This is a genomic window from Paracoccus sp. PAMC 22219 (genome assembly GCF_000787695.1).
Taxonomy (GTDB): Bacteria; Pseudomonadota; Alphaproteobacteria; order Rhodobacterales; family Rhodobacteraceae; genus Paracoccus.
The window spans coordinates 1-20521 of record NZ_BBPH01000041.1 but is presented as its reverse complement, the minus strand read 5'-3'; the positions used below and the strand labels follow the sequence as shown (position 1 = coordinate 20521).

General features: G+C 66.6%; 17 protein-coding genes and 1 pseudogene. 6 read left to right on the top strand and 12 right to left on the bottom strand.

Annotation, left to right across the window (positions count from 1 at the left end; translation table 11 throughout):
- The first annotated feature begins 85 nt into the window (after positions 1–85).
- Both TY51_RS06085 and TY51_RS06080 read left to right on the top strand, forming a co-directional pair.
- A complete protein-coding gene (locus TY51_RS06085) occupies positions 86–1117 on the top strand; it encodes a cysteine synthase A (RefSeq protein ID WP_042247227.1) in 1032 nt (343 codons plus the stop codon).
- Positions 1118–1125: 8 nt separating this feature from the next.
- Positions 1126–3588, top strand: coding sequence for a DUF3772 domain-containing protein (locus TY51_RS06080; protein WP_042247218.1), 2463 nt, complete (start codon positions 1126–1128; stop codon positions 3586–3588).
- 42 nt (positions 3589–3630) lie between these two features.
- On the opposite strand, the gene TY51_RS06075 is transcribed toward TY51_RS06080, so the two are convergent.
- The 4 genes from TY51_RS06075 to TY51_RS06060 form a co-directional block, all read right to left on the bottom strand.
- Positions 3631–4719, bottom strand: coding sequence for an AI-2E family transporter (locus TY51_RS06075; RefSeq protein ID WP_081994729.1), 1089 nt, complete (start codon positions 4717–4719; stop codon positions 3631–3633).
- 59 nt (positions 4720–4778) lie between these two features.
- Positions 4779–7556, bottom strand: coding sequence for a DNA gyrase subunit A (gene gyrA, locus TY51_RS06070; protein ID WP_197054658.1), 2778 nt, complete (start codon positions 7554–7556; stop codon positions 4779–4781).
- A gap of 103 nt (positions 7557–7659) precedes the next feature.
- Positions 7660–8118: a disulfide bond formation protein B gene (locus TY51_RS06065; RefSeq protein WP_373960430.1), complete on the bottom strand. Its 459-nt coding sequence runs from the start codon at positions 8116–8118 to the stop codon at positions 7660–7662.
- A 5-nt stretch (positions 8119–8123) separates the two neighbouring features.
- Positions 8124–8702, bottom strand: coding sequence for a YqaA family protein (locus tag TY51_RS06060; RefSeq protein ID WP_042247212.1), 579 nt, complete (start codon positions 8700–8702; stop codon positions 8124–8126).
- Positions 8703–8948: 246 nt separating this feature from the next.
- Between TY51_RS06060 and TY51_RS06055 the strand changes: the two genes are divergently transcribed.
- A complete protein-coding gene (locus TY51_RS06055) occupies positions 8949–9686 on the top strand; it encodes a neutral zinc metallopeptidase (RefSeq protein WP_307535034.1) in 738 nt (245 codons plus the stop codon).
- A gap of 137 nt (positions 9687–9823) precedes the next feature.
- Here TY51_RS06055 and TY51_RS06050 read toward each other — a convergent pair whose 3' ends face one another.
- Positions 9824–10003 carry a hypothetical protein gene (locus TY51_RS06050; protein ID WP_042247209.1) on the bottom strand — a complete coding sequence of 60 codons (180 nt, stop codon included), beginning with the start codon at positions 10001–10003 and terminating at the stop codon, positions 9824–9826.
- A gap of 71 nt (positions 10004–10074) precedes the next feature.
- Here TY51_RS06050 and TY51_RS06045 point away from each other — a divergent pair, with 71 nt between their 5' ends.
- Positions 10075–10533 (top strand): type II toxin-antitoxin system RatA family toxin, encoded by a 459-nt coding sequence (locus TY51_RS06045; protein ID WP_042247207.1) that lies wholly within the window; start codon positions 10075–10077, stop codon positions 10531–10533.
- Between the two features lie 37 nt (positions 10534–10570).
- On the opposite strand, the gene metK is transcribed toward TY51_RS06045, so the two are convergent.
- The 7 genes and pseudogenes from metK to TY51_RS06010 all read right to left on the bottom strand — a co-directional run bounded on the left by metK (position 10571) and on the right by TY51_RS06010 (position 18720).
- Positions 10571–11749, bottom strand: a complete 1179-nt coding sequence (gene metK / locus TY51_RS06040) for a methionine adenosyltransferase (protein ID WP_042247205.1) — start codon at positions 11747–11749, stop codon at positions 10571–10573.
- Positions 11750–11753: 4 nt separating this feature from the next.
- The gene (gene ahcY / locus TY51_RS06035; RefSeq protein WP_042247202.1) at positions 11754–13139 is read right to left on the bottom strand and encodes an adenosylhomocysteinase; all 1386 of its coding nucleotides are present in this window, start codon (positions 13137–13139) and stop codon (positions 11754–11756) included.
- A gap of 75 nt (positions 13140–13214) precedes the next feature.
- Complete coding sequence (locus tag TY51_RS06030) at positions 13215–13859, bottom strand: TetR-like C-terminal domain-containing protein (RefSeq protein ID WP_042247200.1); 645 nt, start codon at positions 13857–13859, stop codon at positions 13215–13217.
- Positions 13860–14112: 253 nt separating this feature from the next.
- On the bottom strand, positions 14113–15933 hold the full coding sequence (gene typA, locus TY51_RS06025) for a translational GTPase TypA (protein WP_042247198.1): 1821 nt from the start codon (positions 15931–15933) through the stop codon (positions 14113–14115).
- A gap of 140 nt (positions 15934–16073) precedes the next feature.
- Positions 16074–17198 (bottom strand): hypothetical protein, encoded by a 1125-nt coding sequence (locus TY51_RS06020; RefSeq protein ID WP_042247194.1) that lies wholly within the window; start codon positions 17196–17198, stop codon positions 16074–16076.
- Between the two features lie 218 nt (positions 17199–17416).
- A complete protein-coding gene (locus tag TY51_RS06015) occupies positions 17417–18175 on the bottom strand; it encodes a hydroxypyruvate isomerase family protein (protein WP_042247191.1) in 759 nt (252 codons plus the stop codon).
- A pseudogene (locus TY51_RS06010) lies at positions 18176–18720 on the bottom strand (DUF1285 domain-containing protein). It abuts the gene before it with no gap.
- Positions 18721–18783: 63 nt separating this feature from the next.
- On the opposite strand from TY51_RS06010, the gene TY51_RS06005 reads away from it, so the two are divergent.
- Positions 18784–19791 carry a MoxR family ATPase gene (locus TY51_RS06005; protein WP_042247186.1) on the top strand — a complete coding sequence of 336 codons (1008 nt, stop codon included), beginning with the start codon at positions 18784–18786 and terminating at the stop codon, positions 19789–19791.
- 184 nt (positions 19792–19975) lie between these two features.
- Positions 19976–20521, top strand: a 546-nt coding sequence (locus TY51_RS06000; protein WP_373960433.1) for a DUF58 domain-containing protein, incomplete at its 3' end; no start/stop codon positions are given.

The following is a 20521-nucleotide window of genomic DNA, read 5'->3' as shown; positions in this document are numbered from 1 at the left end:
GGGGGCAGGGCGGGGTTGCCCCTCCAACCCGGGGGCGTATAGGTAAAAGGAAAGTCCTGCACCTGTGAACAAAGGGTCGATCGCCATGCGAATCCATTCTGATCTGGCCGACGCGATCGGCAACACCCCGTTGATCCGCCTGAACCGCGCCAGCGACGAGACCGGCTGCGAAATCCTCGGCAAGGCCGAGTTCATGAACCCCGGCCAGTCGGTCAAGGACCGCGCCGCGCTGTACATCATCAAGGACGCCGTCGCGCGCGGCGCCCTGCGCCCCGGTGGCACCATCGTCGAGGGGACGGCCGGCAACACCGGCATCGGCCTGGCGCTGGTCGGCGCATCGATGGGGTTCAAGTCGGTGATCGTGATCCCCGAGACGCAGAGCCAGGAAAAGAAGGACATGCTGCGGCTGGCCGGTGCGACCTTGGTCGAGGTGCCCGCGGCGCCCTACAAGAACCCCAACAACTATGTCCGCTATTCCGGCCGTCTGGCCGAGGCGCTGGCGCGCACCGAACCGAACGGCGCCATCTGGGCGAACCAGTTCGACAACGTGGCCAACCGTCAGGCGCATGTGGAAACCACCGGACCCGAGATCTGGGACCAGACCGACGGCAAGGTAAACGGGTTCATCTGCGCGGTCGGGTCTGGCGGCACGCTGGCCGGGGTGGCCGACGCGCTGCAGCACAAGGGCGTCAAGATCGGCCTGGCCGACCCCGAAGGCGCGGCGCTGCATTCGTTCTACACCACCGGCGAATTCGACAGCCCCGGCAGCTCGATCACCGAAGGCATCGGCCAGGGGCGCATCACCGCGAATCTGGAGGGGTTCACCCCCGATTACAGTTGGCGCATCTCTGATGAGGAAGCGCTGCCCATCGTGTTCGACCTGCTGCGCGACGAGGGGCTGTGCCTGGGCGGATCGTCCGGCATCAACATCGCAGGCGCCATCCGCATGGCGCGCGAGATGGGACCGGGCCATACCATCGTCACCATCCTGTGCGATTACGGAACCCGCTATCAGACAAAGCTGTTCAACCCTGACTTTCTGCGCGCCAAGGGGTTGCCCGTTCCGGAATGGCTGACCCGCCCGGCGCCGGACCTGCCGCAGGTATACGAAGACTGAAAGGTTTCATGCGACATCTGATTGCAACACTTCTGGTGGCGCTGCTGGCCCTGACAGCCGCGCCCGCCATCGCCCAATCCGTCAACTATGATACCTGGGATCAGGTCGCGGAACGCGCCGAGTCGCTGACCGCGAACCCCCAGGCCACGAACGAGGAACTGGCCCGCACCCGCGCCCGCATCGTCGACTGGCGCGACCAGCTGCAGGCGGGGCAGAACGTCAACGGCGACCGCATCGCCACCCTGCGCAACCAGATCGAAGCCCTTGGCCCCGCGCCCGCCGAAGGCGCCACCGAGGATGAGGAGGTCGCCAACCGGCGGACAGAGCTGAACCAGCAGCTGTCCACCGCCCAGGCCCCCCGCATCGCCGCGACCGAGGCCACCAGCCGCGCCAACTCGATCATCGGGCAGATCGACGAGATCGTCCGACAGCGTCAGGCGCTGGAACTGGCCAAGCAGACGCCGTCACCGGTCCTGCCCGCATCCTGGGCCGCGGCCGCGACCGACGGCCTGGCCCTGCTGGAGGGCGTCGGCGGAGAGGTGTCGGGACGCGACGCGACGCCCGAAACCTGGGCCGACCTGCGTCCCCGGCTGCCCTATGTCGGCGGTTACCTGATCGCGGCGCTGCTGATCCTGACCTATGGCCGCGCCTGGATCGTGGCGCTGCCCACGCGTCTGTCCAGCCGCGCGTCCGAATACTCCAAGGCCGTGCTGGCCTTCGTGGTGTCCTTGGGGCAGATCGCCGTGCCGATGGCCGGGGTCTATCTGGGCATCAGCGCCATCCAGGCGACGGGCCTGCCCGGTCCCTGGACCACGCCCTTCCTGAACGCGCTGCCGGTGGCGGCGACGATCCTGTTCGGCGGCATCTGGATGGCGCGCGCGCTGTTTCCGCGCACCGCCATCGCCTATACCTCGCTGCAGATGAGCGAGGACGCCCGCGTATCCGCGGGCCGCATGGTCCAGACGCTGGCCCTGCTGATGGCGATTCACCACATCCTGTCCCGCGCGGTCCTGCCCCTTTCGGGCCTGTACGAGCAGGGAGAGGCACAGGTCGGCCGCGTGCCGGTCCAGTTCGGAGAGGCGTCCGCCGGGGTCTGGCACCTGGTGCTGATCGTGCTGGCGGCGCTGGCGATGTTCCGGCTTGGCAACATCCTGCGGCGGCTGACGCGCGATGCGGTGACGCAGGACCTGTCCTATCGCCACTGGATCGCGGCCTGGGCCGGGCGCCTGACCCGCATCCTGGCGCCGATTGCGGTGGTGCTGACGGCGGCTGGCTTCATCAATTTCGGCAATCTTGTGGTCTGGCCCTGGCTGTTCTCGTTGGCACTGGTCGGGTTGCTGATCCTGCTGCAGGATTTCACTGCCGACCTGTTCAACATGATGCAGCGCGGGGCAGAGGGCGCCCGCGAGGGGCTGGCCCCGCTGCTGACCGGGTTCGGCCTGGTCCTGGCCTCGATCCCGGTCTTCCTGATCATCTGGGGCTCGACCGCGGCGGAACTGGCGGAATACTGGGTCCGCTTCCGTCAGGGCATCAGCCTGGGCGGGGTGAACCTGTCGCCGGGCGCAATCCTGACCTTCCTGATCATCTTTGCGATCGGCTATGCGCTGACGCGGGGGGTGCAGGGGATGCTGCGCACCTCGATCCTGCCCAAGACGCGGCTGGATGCGGGCGGCCAGAACGCCGTGGTGTCGGGCCTGGGCTATGTCGGGATCTTCCTGGCCGCGCTGCTGGCGATCACCTCGGCCGGGATCGACATGTCGTCCTTTGCCATCGTCGCGGGTGCGCTGTCGGTCGGTATCGGTTTCGGCCTGCAGAACATCGTGTCGAACTTTGTCAGCGGGATCATCCTGCTGATCGAACGCCCTGTCAGCGTCGGCGACTGGATCAGCGCGGGCGGACAACAGGGCATCGTCAAGAAGATTTCGGTCCGCGCCACGCTGGTCGAAACCTTCGACAAGACCGAGGTGATCGTCCCGAACAGCGACCTGATCAGCCAGCCGGTGACCAACTGGACGCGCCACAACAAGGTCGGCCGGATCATCATCCCGATCGGCGTCGGCTATGGCAGCGATACGCGAAAAGTCGAAAGCGTGCTGCGCGAGATCGTCGAGGATCACCCGCTGGTCTCCATCGATCCCGCACCGGCGGTCCTGTTCCGCGGCCTTGGCCCGGACGCCCTGAACTTTGAGATCCGGGCGATCCTGGCGGATGTCGGCACCGGTCTGGGCGTGACCTCTGACCTGCTGCATTCCATCGTTCAGCGCTTTGCCGCGGAGGGGATCGAGATCCCCTTCGCGCAACGCGACATCTGGCTGCGCAACCCCGAGGCGCTGTCCGGTCAGGCGCAGGGCGCTGATGCGCCGTCGGGCCAGGCGCGTCCGCCGATGGTGCCGAATGCCGCCAGCGCGGAGCTGGTCAGCGACGATGGTGATGGTGCGCCGGGTCTGCCCGACGACGGCGACAGCCGCTGAACACCCTTCCGGGGCACGGGGCCAAGCGCCTTGTGCCCCGGATCAGGCGGCCATCCGATCGGATTGGGCGTCGCCTTCGCCGTCATCGGGTAACCCCTCGCGCGACAGCATCACGGCGACGCCACGCAGCCACGGAATATGCGCGCAGATGATCATCAGCGCGACCATGATCGGCACCGCCAGGAACATCCCCGGGACCCCCCAGATCGCACCCCAGAAGGCCAGCGACAGGATGATGCCGAAACTGGACAGCCGCAGGGTCTGACCCAGCAGCATCGGGTCTAGGATGTTGCCGATCAGGAACTGGGTGGTCGCGCAAAGCAGGCCCACGATCACCGTGGCCGTCGTGTCGCCCGTCAGCACAAAGGACAGGATGACCGCAATCACCGTCGCGATGATCGATCCGACCGACGGGATGAAGTTCAGAACGAAGGTCAGCAGCGCCACCGCCGTGGCCAGTTCCAGCCCCATCGTCCAGAAGATCAGCCAGACGATGGCGGCGGTGACCGCGCTGACCCCGGTCTTGACGACCAGATAGCGGTTCACGCGGTGCATGATCGACGCGATGATGCGGCGGATCTGGCGGGCATGGTCTGCGTCATTGGCCAGGCGTTCGATCTTCAGCGGGAACCACACCTGCTCGGCGAACATGAAGCCCACGAACAGGATCACCAGCACGCTGCCCGACAACAGGCCCGAGGCCTGGCCCGCCAGTGACCGGATCCAGCCGGTGATGTTGAAATTCGTCAGCGCTGTGATGATGCGTTCCTGCGCCTCGGGGCCAAGGCGTTCGGTCAGGGCGGGCAGGGCGGCCTGCGCCCGTTCGGCATAGCTGATCGCCAGGAACACGACCTCGTTGACCTGCGCCACGATGGTCGTCGACACCCACAGCAGCCCAAGCGCGATGCCGATCAGCGCCAGCGTCGTCGCCAGCCAGTTCGGCACCCGCAGCCGGGTCGAGATGGCATGGATCGCGTCCGATGTCAGCGAGAACAGGATGATCGCGATGGCCAGCGAAATCAGGATGAACTTGGCCTGCACCAGCATGAACATCAGCAGGGAAAACGCGATCAGCCCCAGAAACCCGGTCTGCAGACGTTCCCTCAGCACGGTCTCGTTCGAATGGTCCAAATGACGCCCCTGCGGATCGGAAAAACCCGACCCCGGCGGCCGGGGTCGGGTCGATGATGTCAGTCCTGCGCAGGCGCGGCCTGGCCGGGATCGCTCTCGTCCAGATCGACCGCGTCGCCCTGTTCGGCGATCCGCGCGACGGAGACGACGACCTCTCCGGCGGCGGTGTTGAAGACGCGCACGCCCCCCGCACTGCGCGAACGGAAGCTGATGCCCTGCACCGGCACCCGGATCGACTGCCCGGTCGAGGTGGCCAGCATGATCTGGTCAAAGCTTTCCACCGGGAAGCTGGCGACCAGCGGACCGCCCCGCATGGCGCGGTCCATCGCCATCACGCCCTGGCCCCCGCGACCGCGGACCGGATAATCGTGGCTGCTGCTGATCTTGCCCGATCCCTTGGCAGTGATGGTCAGGATCAGATCCTCGGCCGCCGACATCTCGATATAGCGTTCCTGGGTGACGGTGCCCTCGGGGGTGTCGTCATCCTCGTCCGCCTCGGCGCCGTCGTCCAGCGCACCTGCGACCGCACGGCGCATCTTCAGATAGGCGACGCGTTCGGACGGATCGGCCTCGAAATGGCGGATGACCGACATGCTGACGACCTTGTCGCCCTCGGCAAGGCGGATGCCCCGGACGCCGGTGGAATCGCGGCCCTTGAAGACTCGCACGGCGGTCGTCGGGAACCGGATCGCGCGGCCCTGCGCGGTCACCAGCATCACGTCGTCCTGTTCGGTCGCCAACCGCACGTTCACCAGCGTGACACCGTCGGGCAGCTTCATCGCGATCTTGCCGTTGGACCGGACGCTGCCGAAATCGGACAGCGCGTTGCGGCGCACGTCGCCGTCTGCGGTGGCGAACACGACCTGATAGTTCTCCCACTCCGTCTCCGGCGCGTCCATCGGCAGCAGGGCGGCAATGCTGACGCCCGGCTCGATGGGCAGGATGTTGACCATCGCCTTGCCCTTGGAAGTGCGGCCCGCCAACGGCAGCCGCCAGGTCTTCATGCGATAGACCATGCCGTCGGTGGTGAAGAACAGCAGTTCGGTGTGGGTATTGGCCACGAACAGCGTGGTGACCACGTCGTCTTCCTTGGTGGCCATGCTGGACAGGCCCTTGCCACCGCGCCGCTGCGCGCGGAACTCGGCCAGCGCGGTCCGCTTGATGTAGCCACCCGAGGTGATGGTCACGACCATGTCCTCGCGCTCGATCAGGTCCTCGTCCATCATGTCGCCGGACCAGTCGACGATTTCTGTGCGACGCGGCACGGCGAACAGGGCGCGCACCTCGCGCAGCTCGTCCGCGATGATCGCCATGATCCGTTCCCGCGACGCCAGGATCGCCAGGAAATCGCGGATGCTGTCGGCCAGCGACTGCAGCTCGTCGGTGATCTCCTTGACGCCCAACTGGGTCAGGCGCTGCAGGCGCAGTTCCAGGATGGCGCGGGCCTGGGTTTCCGACAGGTTGTAGGTGCCGTCCTCGTTCACCGGGTGCAGCGGATCGTCGATCAGGCGCAGGTATTCGACGATGTCATGGGCCGGCCAGCGGCGCTCCATCAGGCGTTCGCGGGCCTGCGCGGCATCGGCGCTGCTGCGGATCGTGGCCACGACCTCGTCGACATTGCTGACCGCGACGGCCAGGCCGCACAGGACGTGGCTGCGTTCGCGGGCCTTGCGCAATTCATACGCGGTGCGGCGGGCGACGACCTCCTCGCGGAAGCTGATGAAGTAGGTCAGGAAGTCGCGCAGCGCCAGCTGTTCGGGCTTGCCGCCGTTCAGCGCCAGCATGTTGCAGCCAAAGGTCGTCTGCAGCTGGGTGAAGCGGAACAACTGGTTCAGCACCACGTCGGGCGTGGCGTCGCGCTTCAGCTCGACCACGACGCGGACGCCGTGGCGGTCGGATTCGTCCTGGACGGTGGCGATGCCCTCGACCTTCTTTTCCTTTGCCAGTTCGGCGATCCGCTCGATCAGGGTGGACTTGTTGACCTGATAGGGGATCTCGTCCACGACGATGGCAAAGCGGTCCTTGCGGGGCTCCTCGATATGGGTCTTTGCACGGATCAGCACGCTGCCGCGGCCCTCAAGATACGCCTTGCGCGCCCCGGAGCGGCCCAGGATCGTAGCGCCGGTCGGAAAGTCGGGTCCGGGAATGATCTCCAGCAGGCGTTCGGTGGGAAGGTCGGGGTCCGCGATCAGCTCCAGCGTGGCGTCGATGACCTCGCCCAGGTTGTGCGGCGGAATGTTGGTGGCCATGCCGACGGCGATGCCGCCCGCGCCGTTGACCAGCATGTTGGGGAACCGCGCCGGCAGGACGGTCGGCTCGCGGTCCTTGCCGTCATAGTTGTCCTGGAAATCGACGGTGTCCTTGTCGATGTCCATCAGCAGAAAGTTGGCGGCCTTGTCCATGCGCACTTCGGTATAGCGCATGGCGGCGGCCGGATCGCCGTCCATCGAACCGAAGTTGCCCTGGCCGTCCAGCAGCGGCAGCGACATCGAGAAGGTCTGCGCCATCCGCACCAGCGCGTCATAGATCGCGCTGTCGCCGTGGGGGTGATACTTGCCCATCACGTCGCCGACGGACCGGGCGGACTTGCGATAGGACTTGTCGGCGGTGTTGCCGGACTCGTCCATCGCGTACAGGATGCGGCGGTGCACCGGCTTCAGACCGTCGCGCAGATCGGGGATCGCCCGGCTGACGATCACCGACATGGCATAGTCCAGATACGAGGTCCGCATCTCGGCGCTGATGTCGATCATGGGGCCGTCGTGATGCATCACGACGCGGGCCGCGGCACCGTCTTCGGGGGTTTCGGGCAGATCGTCTTCTGGGGTGTCGGCCACGGGTATTCCTCAACATCTAGTTGGGGTTCGGTATAGCCGAGCCTGCCGCAAGGGGCAATCGCGCCCCGCCCCCAAGGTCAGGAAATCACGCCCTTCGCGGCCCTTAAGCGCCCTTGCGGGCCGCGATTGCCCACAGGCCCGCCAGACCCGCCGACAGGATCGCGTTCCAGCCCGCCATCGACACGCCCATGAACTGCCACGCGATCTCGTCGCAGCGCACCACGGGGGCGGATTGCAGGCGGGTCATCAGGTCCTGGGTGCTCATCCGCGACAGATCGCCGACGCCGCCGGAACAATGCGCGGGACCGGCCCACCAGGTCATCTCGACGCCCACGTGGTACAGCGCGAACCCCATCGCGGCGCCCGCCGCGATCATGCCCAGAACCGCCAGCGCCCGCACCCGGCCGGTCAGCCAGATCAGGGCCGCGATGCCCGCCGCCGCCACATGGGGCCAGCGTTGCAGGATGCACAGCTCGCACGGCGCATAGCCCGCCGCCTGGAACCCAAGCGCCGCGATCAGCAGCAGCGCGGACCCCGCACCCGCCAGAAGGGAAAGCCGCATGCCCGTCACAGGAACCTCAACGCCGCAAAGCCGCCGATCAGGCAGGCCATGAAGATGGAGAACATCAGCCCAAGCCGTTGTTCGATGAATGCGCGAATCGGCGGGCCGAACCGCCACAGCAGCCCCGCCACGACATAGAACCGTCCCGCGCGCCCCAGGATGCTGGTCAGCACGAACAGCGGCAGCGAAAAGCCCACGGCACCCGAAAAGATGGTGATGACCTTGAACGGGAACGGCGTCAGCGCCGCGACCAGCACCGCCCATCCGCCATATTCGGCAAACCGTGCGGCCAGATCGTCGAACGCGGCCTCCTTGCCGTACATCGTCAGGACCCACATGCCGACGCTGTCCATCAGCACGGCGCCGATCCAGTATCCCAGCAGCGCGCCCAGCACCGATCCCGCCGTGGCGATGCCCGCGATGGCCCAGGCCCGTGCCCGCTGCGCCAGCACCATCGGGATCATCAGCACGTCCGGCGGAATCGGAAAGACCGAGCTTTCGATGAAGCTGACGCCGAACAGCGATGCGTTCGCGTGGCGGTGGGCCGCCAGCCCCATGGTCCAGTCGTATAACCTGCGCAGCATGCCCGCCCCTTTGTCGCGTGCCCCGTGCATCCCCCCGCAGGGGCGTCGCGTCAAGCAACTTGCGACCCCGTCGCGGCGCTGTGATGCTGTCGGGGAACCCCCGGCGGAGCGGGGCGTTCGGCGCGACAGCCAGCAGGGGGACCAGGGCATGCAATGGCGCGGACGACGGGGCAGCGGAAATGTCGAGGATCGGCGCGGCATGGGCCGGGCCGGGGTCGGGGGACTTGGCGTGGCGGGGACCTGGTGGTGCTGGCAGTCGGCTATTTTTTTGGCATCGACGTGACGCCGCTGGTCCAAGGCATGGACCAGGGCGGCGGCCAGCCCACAGAACTGAGCCAGCGTGACGAGGAATGGGGCGAATTCGTCAGTGTCGTCCTGGCCGACACAGAAGAGGTCTGGCAGCCCGTGCTGCAGGAGCAGGCGGGCGTGACCTATCAGGACCCGACGCTGGTCCTGTTCCGGGGCGTGGTGCAATCGGCCTGCGGGGGCGCATCCTCGGCCATGGGGCCGTTCTATTGCCCCGGCGATCAGCGCGTCTATCTGGACACCGACTTCTTCGACATGATGGCCGAGCGCATGGGGGCAGGGGGCGACTTTGCCGCCGCCTATGTCATCGCGCACGAGGTGGGCCACCACGTCCAGAACCTGACCGGCACGCTTGGCGCCGCCCAGCAGCCGGGACTGTCAGAAACGCAGGCCAACCAGCTGTCCGTCGCGACCGAACTGCAGGCCGACTGCTATGCCGGCATCTGGGCGCGTCAGGCGCAGGAACGTTTCGGGACCTTGGACGTTGGCGATCTGGACGAGGCGATGCGCGCAGCAGAGGCCGTCGGCGATGACGTGATCCAGGCCAGTGCCGGCCGGACGCCCATGCCCGACAGCTTCACCCATGGCAGCGCGGCGCAGCGTCAGGAATGGCTGATGCGCGGGTTCGACTCGGGCGACATGAGACAGTGTGACACGTTCGGCGCCGGCGGTCTGTGACCCCGACACCCGACAGACCGGAGGATACGATGACGCTGATCCTGACTTTCGCGGGCCTTCTGACCGCTTTCGCTATCACCCTCGCCCTAGGCGCCCCCAAGGCGCGTCCGGCCAAGGTGGGCGACCGGGACTGATCCTCAGCGTGGCAGGCGCGGGGGGCGGTGATCCTGCGTGGCCCAGTCCGGCCACCAGCCCAGCTGCTCCAGCGCCAGCATCGCAAGCCCGATCGTGATTACCGCAAGCACCAGCTTGACCATCTTGGCACTGGGAGGGTTGCGCGCCCATTTCGCCGCACGCAGCAGCCAGATCATGTTCATCGCGCGTCCTGCCTGTTAAATCGGTGCCGAATCGAAACAGACGCCGCGACGAAACTCAAGAGCGATAGCCCGTGCCGAACCACCGCGACAGCCGCAACCTGCCCTACAGCGCCCGCCAGATGTACGATCTGGTGGCCGATATCGAGACCTATCCGCAGTTCCTGCCGTGGAACAGCGCGGCCCGGATCCGGACGCGAACGACCCGCCCCGATGGGGCAGAGGAGATCGCGGCGGATCTGGTCATCAGCTTCAAGGTGTTCCGCGAACGGTTCGGCAGCCGCGTAGTGCTGTGGCCGGAACAGGATGGCGTCTGGAAGATCGACACCGAATATCTGGACGGCCCTTTCAAGTACATGCGCAGCGGCTGGTCCTTCAAAGACCGTCCGGAGGGCGGATGCCATGTCGAGTTCTTTGTGGATTTCGAATTCAAGAACGCGATCCTGCAGCGGCTGATCGGCGTCGTGTTCCACGAGGCGATGTCCCGCATCGTCCGCGCGTTCGAGGATCGGGCCCGCAAGCTCTACGCCTGACAGGAAAAAGGCCGCCCGGTGGGGCGGCCTTTCCATTTCAGCTCAGCGCCGATTTCAGCGCATCGGCCCTGTCGGTGCGTTCCCAGCTGAACGCAGTCGCCCCGTTCAGCGCATAGGGATCGCGGCCGAAATGGCCATAGCTGGCCGTCGGGCGATAGATCGGGTGCAGCAGGTCCAGTTCGCGGATGATCGCGAACGGACGCAGGTCGAACACCTCGCGCACCGCCGCCACGATCTTGTCGACGGGGACGGTTTCGGTGCCGAAACAGTTCAGGCTGATCGAGGTCGGCTCGGCCACGCCGATGGCATAGCTGACCTGGATCTCGCAGCGCTTGGCCAGACCGGCCGCCACGATGTTCTTGGCGACCCACCGGCCCGCATAGGCCGCCGAACGGTCGACCTTGGACGGATCCTTGCCCGAGAACGCGCCGCCGCCGTGGCGCGCCATGCCGCCATAGCTGTCGACGATGATCTTGCGCCCGGTCAGGCCGCAATCGCCTACGGGGCCGCCGATGACGAACTTGCCCGTGGGGTTGATGAAGTACTTGGTCGCATCCGACAGCCATTCGGCGGGCAGGACCGGCTTGATGATCTCCTCGATCACCGCCTCACGAAGGTCGGCCAGGCTGATCTCCGGGTTGTGCTGGGTGGACAGCACGACCGCGTCGATCCCCTCGGGGCGGCCATCCGCGTCATAGCGCATCGTCAGCTGCGATTTCGCGTCCGGGCGCAGCCATGCCAGCGTGCCGTCGCGGCGCACGGCCGCCTGGCGTTCGACCAGGCGATGGGCATAGGTGATCGGCGCGGGCATCAGCACGTCGGTTTCATCCGAGGCATAGCCGAACATCAGGCCCTGGTCGCCCGCGCCCTGTTCTTCCAGGCTTTCGCGGTCGACGCCCTGGTTGATCTCGGGCGACTGCTTGCCGATGATGTTGATCACCGAACAGGTCGCCCCGTCAAAGCCCACATCCGACGAATTGTAGCCGATATCGGTGATCACGCCGCGCACGATGGATTCCAGATCCACCCATGCGCTGGTCGTGATCTCTCCCGAGATGATGGCGACGCCGGTCTTGACCATGGTCTCGCACGCCACGCGGGCGCGCGCGTCCTCGGCCAAGATGGCGTCCAGGATCGCGTCGGAAATCTGGTCGGCGATCTTGTCGGGATGGCCCTCGGACACGGATTCCGAGGTGAAGGTCGAATATTCTGTCATGACATCAGTACCGGTAATGGTCGGATTTGAAGGGGCCTTCCAGCGTCACGCCTATATAGGCGGCCTGTTCGGAAGACAGCACGGACAGTTTCGCACCGATCTTGTCCAGATGCAGCCGCGCGACCTTTTCGTCCAGCGCTTTGGGCAGGATATAGACACCGGGCTTGTAGTCGTCGCCCTTGGTCCACAGCTCGATCTGTGCCAGCACCTGGTTGGTGAAGCTGGCCGACATCACGAAAGAGGGGTGGCCCGTGGCGTTGCCCAGGTTCAGCAGGCGGCCCTGCGACAGCAGGATGATGCGGCTGCCCGAAGGCATCTCGATCATGTCCACCTGGTCCTTGATGTTGGTCCATTTGTGGTTGCGAAGGGCGGCGACCTGGATCTCGTTGTCGAAATGGCCGATGTTGCCGACGATCGCCATGTCCTTCATGGCGCGCATGTGCTCCAGCCGGATCACGTCGCGGTTGCCGGTCGTGGTGATGAAGATGTCGGCGCTGTCGGCCACATCCTCCAGCGTCACGACCTCGAACCCGTCCATCGCGGCCTGCAGCGCGCAGATCGGATCGACCTCGGTCACCTTGACGCGGGCGCCCGCGCCCTGAAGGCTGGCCGCCGACCCTTTGCCCACATCGCCATAGCCGCAGACGACGGCGACCTTGCCGGCCATCATCACGTCGGTGGCGCGGCGGATGCCGTCGACCAGTGATTCCTTGCAGCCATACTTGTTGTCGAATTTCGACTTGGTGACGCTGTCGTTGACGTTGATCGCGGGGAACGGCAGCTGGCCGTTCTTCATCAGGTCATACAGGCGATGCACGCCGGTGGTCGTCTCCTCGGACACGCCGACGATCTGGTCGCGCATCTTGGTGAACCAACCCGGCGACTGTGCCAGACGCTTGGCGATCTGCGCCTTGATGACGGTTTCCTCGTCCGATTCCGGGACGGGGATCACGTCCTCACCGGCCTCGGCGCGCGCGCCCAGCAGGATGTACAGCGTCGCGTCGCCGCCATCGTCCAGGATCAGGTTCGGCCCCTCGGGGAACTGGAACGAGCGATCTAGGTAATCCCAATGCTCGGCCAGGCTCTGGCCCTTGATGGCAAAGACCGGAACGCCTGCCGCGGCGATCGCTGCGGCGGCATGGTCCTGGGTCGAATAGATGTTGCACGACGCCCAACGGACGTCGGCGCCCAGATGGGTCAGCGTCTCGATCAGGACGGCGGTCTGGATGGTCATGTGCAGGCTGCCGACGATCCGGGCGCCCGCCAGCGGCTTGGCTTCGCCATATTCGGAACGCAGCGCCATCAGGCCGGGCATTTCCGTCTCGGCGATGTCCAGTTCCTTGCGGCCGTATTCGGCCAGCGCGATGTCCTTGATGATGTAATCGGTCACGGCTGCTCTCTTCGGTCATTCACAGGTTGCAACCGGGATATCGCAAGCACCAGTGGTCCGAAAGGGGCTAATCCGTCACATGCTGGCCATATGAGGCTGGCTGCTGCGCGCCATGCGGCGGACGAAATCATGGGTCAGATGTTTGGCCGTCGTCAGGGAATCGCGATCCTCGGACCAGTCCTTCAGGCGACCGTCCAGCACCAGACGCGCCAGCCCCACGACATAGCAGCGCGCGGACAGGGCCAGCATGCCGATATCCTCGCGCGGGTGCAGGCGGCCGCCGTCGCGGGCCCGGGTCAGCATCCGCAGGGTCAGATCGGCGATGCTGTCGGTATAGCGGCGCAGGACCGGTTCGTTGCGCGCATTCGTCAGGGGACAATCCTGCAGCAGCCGGAACTGCGCGGGGTACTGGCAGGCCCAGTCCAGATAGGTGTCGCCAAGACTGAGGAACTGAGCGACCGGATCATCGGGATCGACCTGCACGACTGCGCGGGTGCAGTTGTCGATCAGCACGATCAGCGCCTGTTCCACGCTGGCCACCAGCAACGCGCGTTCGTCGGAAAAGATCGCATGCACCTTTTCGACGGGTTCGTCCACGGCCAGGGCGACATCGAAAAGCGCGGGCGGAGTGCGGCGCTGGTTCTGGAACAGCGTCATCGCGGCACTGATGGCGCGATCGTGCAGACCCCGGGGGTCGCGGTGTGCAGGCTGTTGGTTCATCACGATGCAATCCGATCCGTTGCGGAGTTGGCTAAACGAAAACAGATGACTTGAATGTGATTCCGGCCCAGAATGGCCCTTAAAAGCAGTCGATCAATTCGTGGTACCACCCCTTTTGTGCATCCTAAACGAAAGCACAAGTCGGATAAGACAATCATAGCACGAAGTGTCGCCTTGACGACATATCTAAATGGACAGGTCCGCGTGCCAAGGAGCACGCGGACCTGTGAATTTAAAGACCGGTTAGGTCGGATCAGGCGCCGGAACGGGCGACGCGCTTGCGCTCGTTCGGATCCAGGTGCCGTTTGCGCAGGCGGATGTTCTTGGGCGTGACCTCGACCAGTTCGTCGTCGTTGATATAGGCGATGGCCTCTTCCAGCGACTGGCGGACGGGGGGCGTCAGGCGGACGGCCTCGTCGGTGCCCGATGCGCGGACGTTGGTCAGCTGCTTGCCCTTGAGCGGGTTCACTTCCAGGTCGTTGTCCCGGCTGTGTTCGCCGATGATCATGCCCTGGTACAGCTCTTCCTGCGCACCGATGAAGAACTTGCCGCGGTCTTCCAGCTTCCACAGCGCATAGGACACGGACACGCCGTTCTCCATGCTGATCAGGACGCCCTGGCGGCGACCCTGGATGGCGCCCTTGTGCGGTGCCCATCCGTGGAAGATGCGGTTCAGCACGCCGTTGCCGCGCGTGTCGGTCATGAACTCGCCCTGATAGCCGATCAGGCCGCGCGACGGCACATGGGCCACGATGCGGGTCTTGCCCACGCCAGCGGGACGCATGTCGACCAGGTCGCCCTTGCGCTCTCCGGTCAGCTTTTCGATGACCGCGCCGGTGTATTCGTCATCGACGTCGATGATGACTTCCTCGATCGGCTCCAGACGCTGGCCGTCCTCTTCCTTGTAGATCACGCGCGGGCGGCTGATCGACAGCTCGAACCCTTCGCGGCGCATGTTCTCGATCAGGACGCCCATCTGCAGTTCGCCGCGGCCGGACACCACGAAGGCCTCGCCGCCGGGGGTGTCCTCGACCTTGATGGCGACGTTGATCTCGGCTTCCTTCATCAGGCGCTCGCGGATCACGCGGCTCTGGACCTTCTTGCCGTCCTTGCCGGCCAGCGGGCTGTCGTTGATGCCGAACGTCACGCTGATGGTCGGGGGATCGATCGGCTGCGAGGGCAGGGCGTCCATCACGTCGGGGTGGCACAGCGTGTCGGCCACGGTGGCCTTGGCCATGCCCGCGATCGTCACGATGTCGCCGGCCTCGGCCAGGTCGATCGGGGTCTGGGTCAGGCCGCGGAAGGCCATGATCTTGCTGATGCGGAACTGCTCCAGCCGCTCGCCGTCGCGCGACAGCGCCTTCAGCGTGTCGCCGGCCTTGGCGGTGCCGGCCTCGACACGGCCGGTCAGCAGGCGGCCCAGGAACGCGTCGGCGCCCAAGGTCGTCGCCAGCATCTGGAACGGCTCATTGTTGCGGTTGATCTGCTTGGGCGGCTGCACGTGCTTCAGGATCAGGTCGAACAGCGCGTCCATGTTCTTGCGCTCGCCGTCCAGCGTCGCGTCGGCCCAACCGCCGATGCCCGATGCATAGACATGCGGAAAGTCCAGCTGTTCGTCGCTGGCGCCCAGGTTGGCGAACAGGTCGAACACGTCGTTCAGCGTCTCGTCGGGTTCTGCTGCGGGCTTGTCGACCTTGTTCAGCACGACGATCGGGCGCAGGCCAAGGGCCAGTGCCTTGGAGGTCACGAACTTGGTCTGGGGCATCGGGCCTTCGGCCGCATCGACCAGCAGGCAGACGCCGTCGACCATCGACAGGATGCGTTCGACCTCGCCGCCGAAATCGGCGTGGCCGGGCGTGTCGACGATGTTGATGCGCGTGCCCTTCCATTCGACCGAGGTTGCCTTGGCCAGAATGGTGATGCCGCGTTCGCGTTCGATGTCGTTGCTGTCCATCGCGCGCTCCGCGACGGCCTGGTTGTCGCGGAAGGACCCCGACTGACGCAGCAGCTGGTCCACCAGGGTGGTTTTGCCGTGGTCGACGTGAGCGATGATGGCGATGTTGCGGATATCCATGACGGCCTTAATCTTTAGGTTTCGCGGCTGCCCTAGCCGATAAGGGCCGCGAATGCCAGCCCGCAAATGCGCAAGGCCCCCGACACAGGGTCGGGGGCCAGGCTTGTCACAGTTCCGTCGCGTCGGACGGAGGGGCGTCGTCAGGTGCGACGGCGCGACAGACCGCTCCAGACGCGACCGGCGTCACGGTCAGAACCGCCCTTGATGGCGCCCATCCAGGCGGCCAGACCGGCCACCAGCGACGACACGGCCAGGAACAGCGCGGTCCAGACGGCACCGCGGCGCGCGGATTCAGCGGCGGCGATGGCGGCATCCTGTGCCTCCTGCAGCTGCTGTTCGGCCTGCGCCTGCAGTTCCTGAGCGCGCTGTTCAGCAGCGGCCAGGGCTTCCTCGGCCTGCACGCGCGCCTCTTCGACACGAGCTTCGGCTTCGGCACGCAGGTCCTGGGCCTGGGTCACGGCTTCGTCGACGCGGGCGTCGATCTGAGCCGGGGTCAGGTCGGTGCGTGCGGCCAGCGCATCACGCAGATAGTCCAGGTCGTCATCGGCCACGTCGCCCGTGCGCAGCACGGAACCCAGGATGCCGGTGACTTCGGTGCGGATCGCCTCGTTCGAGAACTGATCGGGGGCAGCAGCCTCGCTGCGCAGCAGACGGTCGGTCGCATAGTCCAGCGGATTGCCGCCCATGCCATCGCCGCCCGCGGCTTCGCCCGCACCCGAGATCGCGCCGCCGGCCAGTTGGCCCACGCCGCTGACGGCTCCGCCTGCGATCTGGCCAACGCCGCCCACGACGCCGCCAGCAAGCTGGCCCGCGCCCTGCACGGCGCCGCCGACGGCGGAACCCGCTGCCTGCACCGCGGTCGAGGCCGCATTGCCCGCTGCGCGCACGCCGCTGGTCACTGCGCCTGCAGCCAGGATACCAGTCAGGATCATGCCGATGGCCCACACGGTCAGACCGTGGATGCCGTCACGCGCTTCGGTCTCGTCTTCGGCGGCATGGGTGCGGCGACGCATCCGACCCGAGACATAACCGCCCAGACCATAGACGGCGACCATGGACGCGAAGGCGAACAGGCCGACCAGGATCAGCGCGAACGTGCCCAGACCTTCGCCCTCTTCGGCCGACACAGACCCCAGGCCGATGGCGGCCGTAAAGCCGGTGAAAACGACCGAGGCGCCCGCCGCGATCGCAGCGCCCGCCAGGATGGACGCCCAGTCAACATGAGCGCGCGATCCGGTGGCCGCAGTTTCGAGGTTTTCGTTCATGTTCGGATTCCTCAACTCAGGCCGAGGAACGACAGGACGAACAGGACGACGACAACCAGGCCGACAATGTAGATGATCGAGTTCATGGCATTTTCCCTTTGCTTTGGGCGTCTGCCGCACCCTGGGGCGCGACACGGCGACGCATCAGCCAGCAAACGGGTCAGCGCGCGCGCAAGTTCCCTGTTGGACAGGAAAATCCGACCGACCGTGGCACGCGTTCAACGCGCCGCGTGCAGCCAGCCCAATCCGGACTGGGTGGTTCGGACAGGCGCGTATTCCGCCGAGACCCAGCCCCGATAGCCCCAGTCGTCCAGCTCGGCGAACAGCGCGGGATAGTCCAGCGTACCGACATCGGGCTCGTTCCGGCCGGGATGTCCCGCGATCTGGATGTGACGCACCACCGGCGCGACCTTGCGCCAGCAGGCGCGCATGTCGCCGGTGATGACCTGCGCATGATAGGTGTCCAGCTGCAGCCCCAGGTTCGGTGCGGCGATGCGGTCGATGATGTCGATCGCCATGCCATAGTCGTTGAGGAAATAGCCCGGCATGTCGGTGGCGTTCACCGGTTCGATCGTCAGGCTGGCATGGGGCGCGCGCGCCGCGGCCCAGGACAGGTTCGCCACCAGCGTCTCCAGCGCCTGCGGACCCTCGGCGCGTCCGGCCATGATATGGATGTGGCGCGCGCGCAACGCCTGCGCCACCCGCAGGCTGCGTTCGAAATCGCGGCGGAACCTGTCCTCCAGCCCCGGCACGGCGGCAAAGCCGCGCGGCCCGCCCGCCCAATTCGGCGGCGGCGCGTTGATCAGCACGATCGGCAGCCCCGCCTTGACCGAGGCACGGTACAGGTCCGGCGCGGCGATGTCATAGGGGAACAGGATCTCGACCCCCTTGAACCCGGCCTCGGCCGCGGCGGCAAAGCGGTCGATCATCTGCAGTTCAGTGAACAGCGTCGTCAGATTGGCTGCGAACTGCGGCATTCAGGGCTCCAGCGCGAAGGACTGTCCGCCCGACCGCACCGCCGCGCGACCGTCGGGGCCCGGATCGGCCGCGGCCGCCAAGCGGTAGAAGGTCTTGCGGTCGATCAGCGCCTCCAGCCCGCCGCGGACATGGACATAGGGACGCGGCACCTCGGCCGTGCCGCGCATGACGATCGCATGGTCCGGCCCCGCCGTCACCCGGTCGCCGACATTCGTGGTGAAGGTGATCGCGTCGTCCACGATCTCTGCGTCGGTGACCAGAAACGGCGCATCCTCGACCCGGACGCGATCTTTTCGACCGGAGAGACCAGAAAGAACCGGTCCCCCTCGCGCTTGAGGATACTGGCGAACAGGCGCACCATCGCGGGGCGGCCGATGGGCGATCCGTCGTGCAGCCAGGTGCCGTCTGCGCAGATCAGCAGGTCCATCTCTCCGCAATAGGGCGGGTTCCACAGATGCACCGGCGCGGGGCCGTCCTTGGTCGCGATGGCCGCGGCCTGGGCCAACCCGTCGGGGTTCACGCTTTTGTCACCGTTTTCCGCCATTCGATCTGGTCGCCTGTGTCTGGACTGCCTATGCTTTCCTTAAACCACCGCGGGGGCAATGTCATGACGTCGGACGAATTTCTGGTGCAAGAGGTCCAGGCCCTGGCCGCCCGTCTGTCGGATGCCCGCGCCAGCGTCGAACGGCGTTTCGTGGGCCAGCATGAGGTGGTCGAACAGGTTCTGGCATCGATCCTGGCCGGGGGGCACGCGCTGCTGATCGGCCAGCCCGGTCTTGGCAAGACGATGCTGGTCGACACGCTGTCCACCGTCCTGGGCCTGGACAGCGCCCGCATCCAGTTCACGCCCGACCTGATGCCCGCCGACATCCTGGGCTCCGAGGTGTTGGACGCGCTGCCCGACGGCAGCCGCGCGTTCCGCTTTATCGAGGGGCCGGTCTTCACCCAGCTGCTGATGGCCGACGAGATCAACCGCGCCAGCCCCCGCACCCAATCCGCCCTGCTGCAGGCCATGCAGGAGCGCGAGGTCACCATCAGCGGTCAGCACCGCCCGCTTGGCCGCCCGTTCCACGTCCTGGCCACCCAGAACCCGATCGAGCAGGAGGGCACCTATCCGCTGCCCGAGGCGCAGCTGGACCGGTTCCTTTTGCAGATCGACGTCGATTACCCGGACCGCGACACCGAACGCCAGATCCTGATCGCGACCACGGGCCTGGAGGATGACACCCCGCATGCGGCCTTCACCCCCGACCAGCTGATCGCGGCCCAGCGCCTGATCCGGCAGATGCCCGTCGGAGAGGCCGTGGTCGAGGCGATCCTGGACCTGGTCCGCGCCGCCCGTCCCGGTGCGCCCGAGGCCGCGTCCTTTGTGACCGATGCCCTGACCTGGGGTCCGGGGCCGCGCGCCGCGCAGGCGCTGATGCTGGTCAGCCGGGCGCGCGCCGTGCTGAACGGTCGCTATGCGCCGACGCTGGACGACGTGGCCGCAATGGCGGCGCCGGTGCTGCGTCATCGCATGGCGCTGTCCTTTGCCGCCCGCGCGCGGGGCGAGACGGTGGATGCGGTGATCGGCCGCCTGCTGGACGACCGCATCGGGACGCGTCGCGCCGCATGAGCGTCACGCCCACCGATCTGCGCGCCCGCGCCGAAGGGGTCGCGGGGCATCTGCCCAGCCTGATCCTGTCGGCGGAACGGCTGGCCGCGATGGTGGCGCCGGGCGCGCACGGCCTGCGCCGCGCGGTCCCGGAGAGGATTTCTGGCAATATCGCCCCGCAAGTACTGGCGACGCAGCGCGCAGCATCGACTGGCGCAGGTCCGGCCGGTCTGACACGCAGTTCGTGCGCGACCGCGAGGCGCAGACGGCGCAATCCGCCGCCCTGTGGCTGTCGCGCGGCCCGGGGATGGATTTCACCGGCGGTCCGGACCGTCCGACCAAGGCCGAACGCGGTCAGGTCCTGACGCTGGCGCTTGGCATGCTGATGCTGCGCGGGGGCGAAAAGGTCGGTCTGCTGGGCCATCCGGCCCGTGCCGGTCGCACCCAGGCGGACCGCCTGGCCGAGGAGCTGGCCACAGGCGCGCTCACCGACGATGGTGCCCCTGTCCATGCGCTGCGCCCCAACCTTCGGGTGGTGATCCTGTCGGACTTCCTGACCGATCCGGCCTGGGTCGCGGGGCTGATGGGGCAGGCCGCGGGCTTGGGCGTCACCGGCCTGTTGTTCCAGATCCTGGACCCGGACGAGGCGCATTTCCCCTATGACGGCGCGGTCGAGTTCCGGTCCGGCAGTCTGCGCCATGACAGCCGCGATGCGGGCGGTCTGCGCGCGGCCTATCTGGCGCGGCTGGCC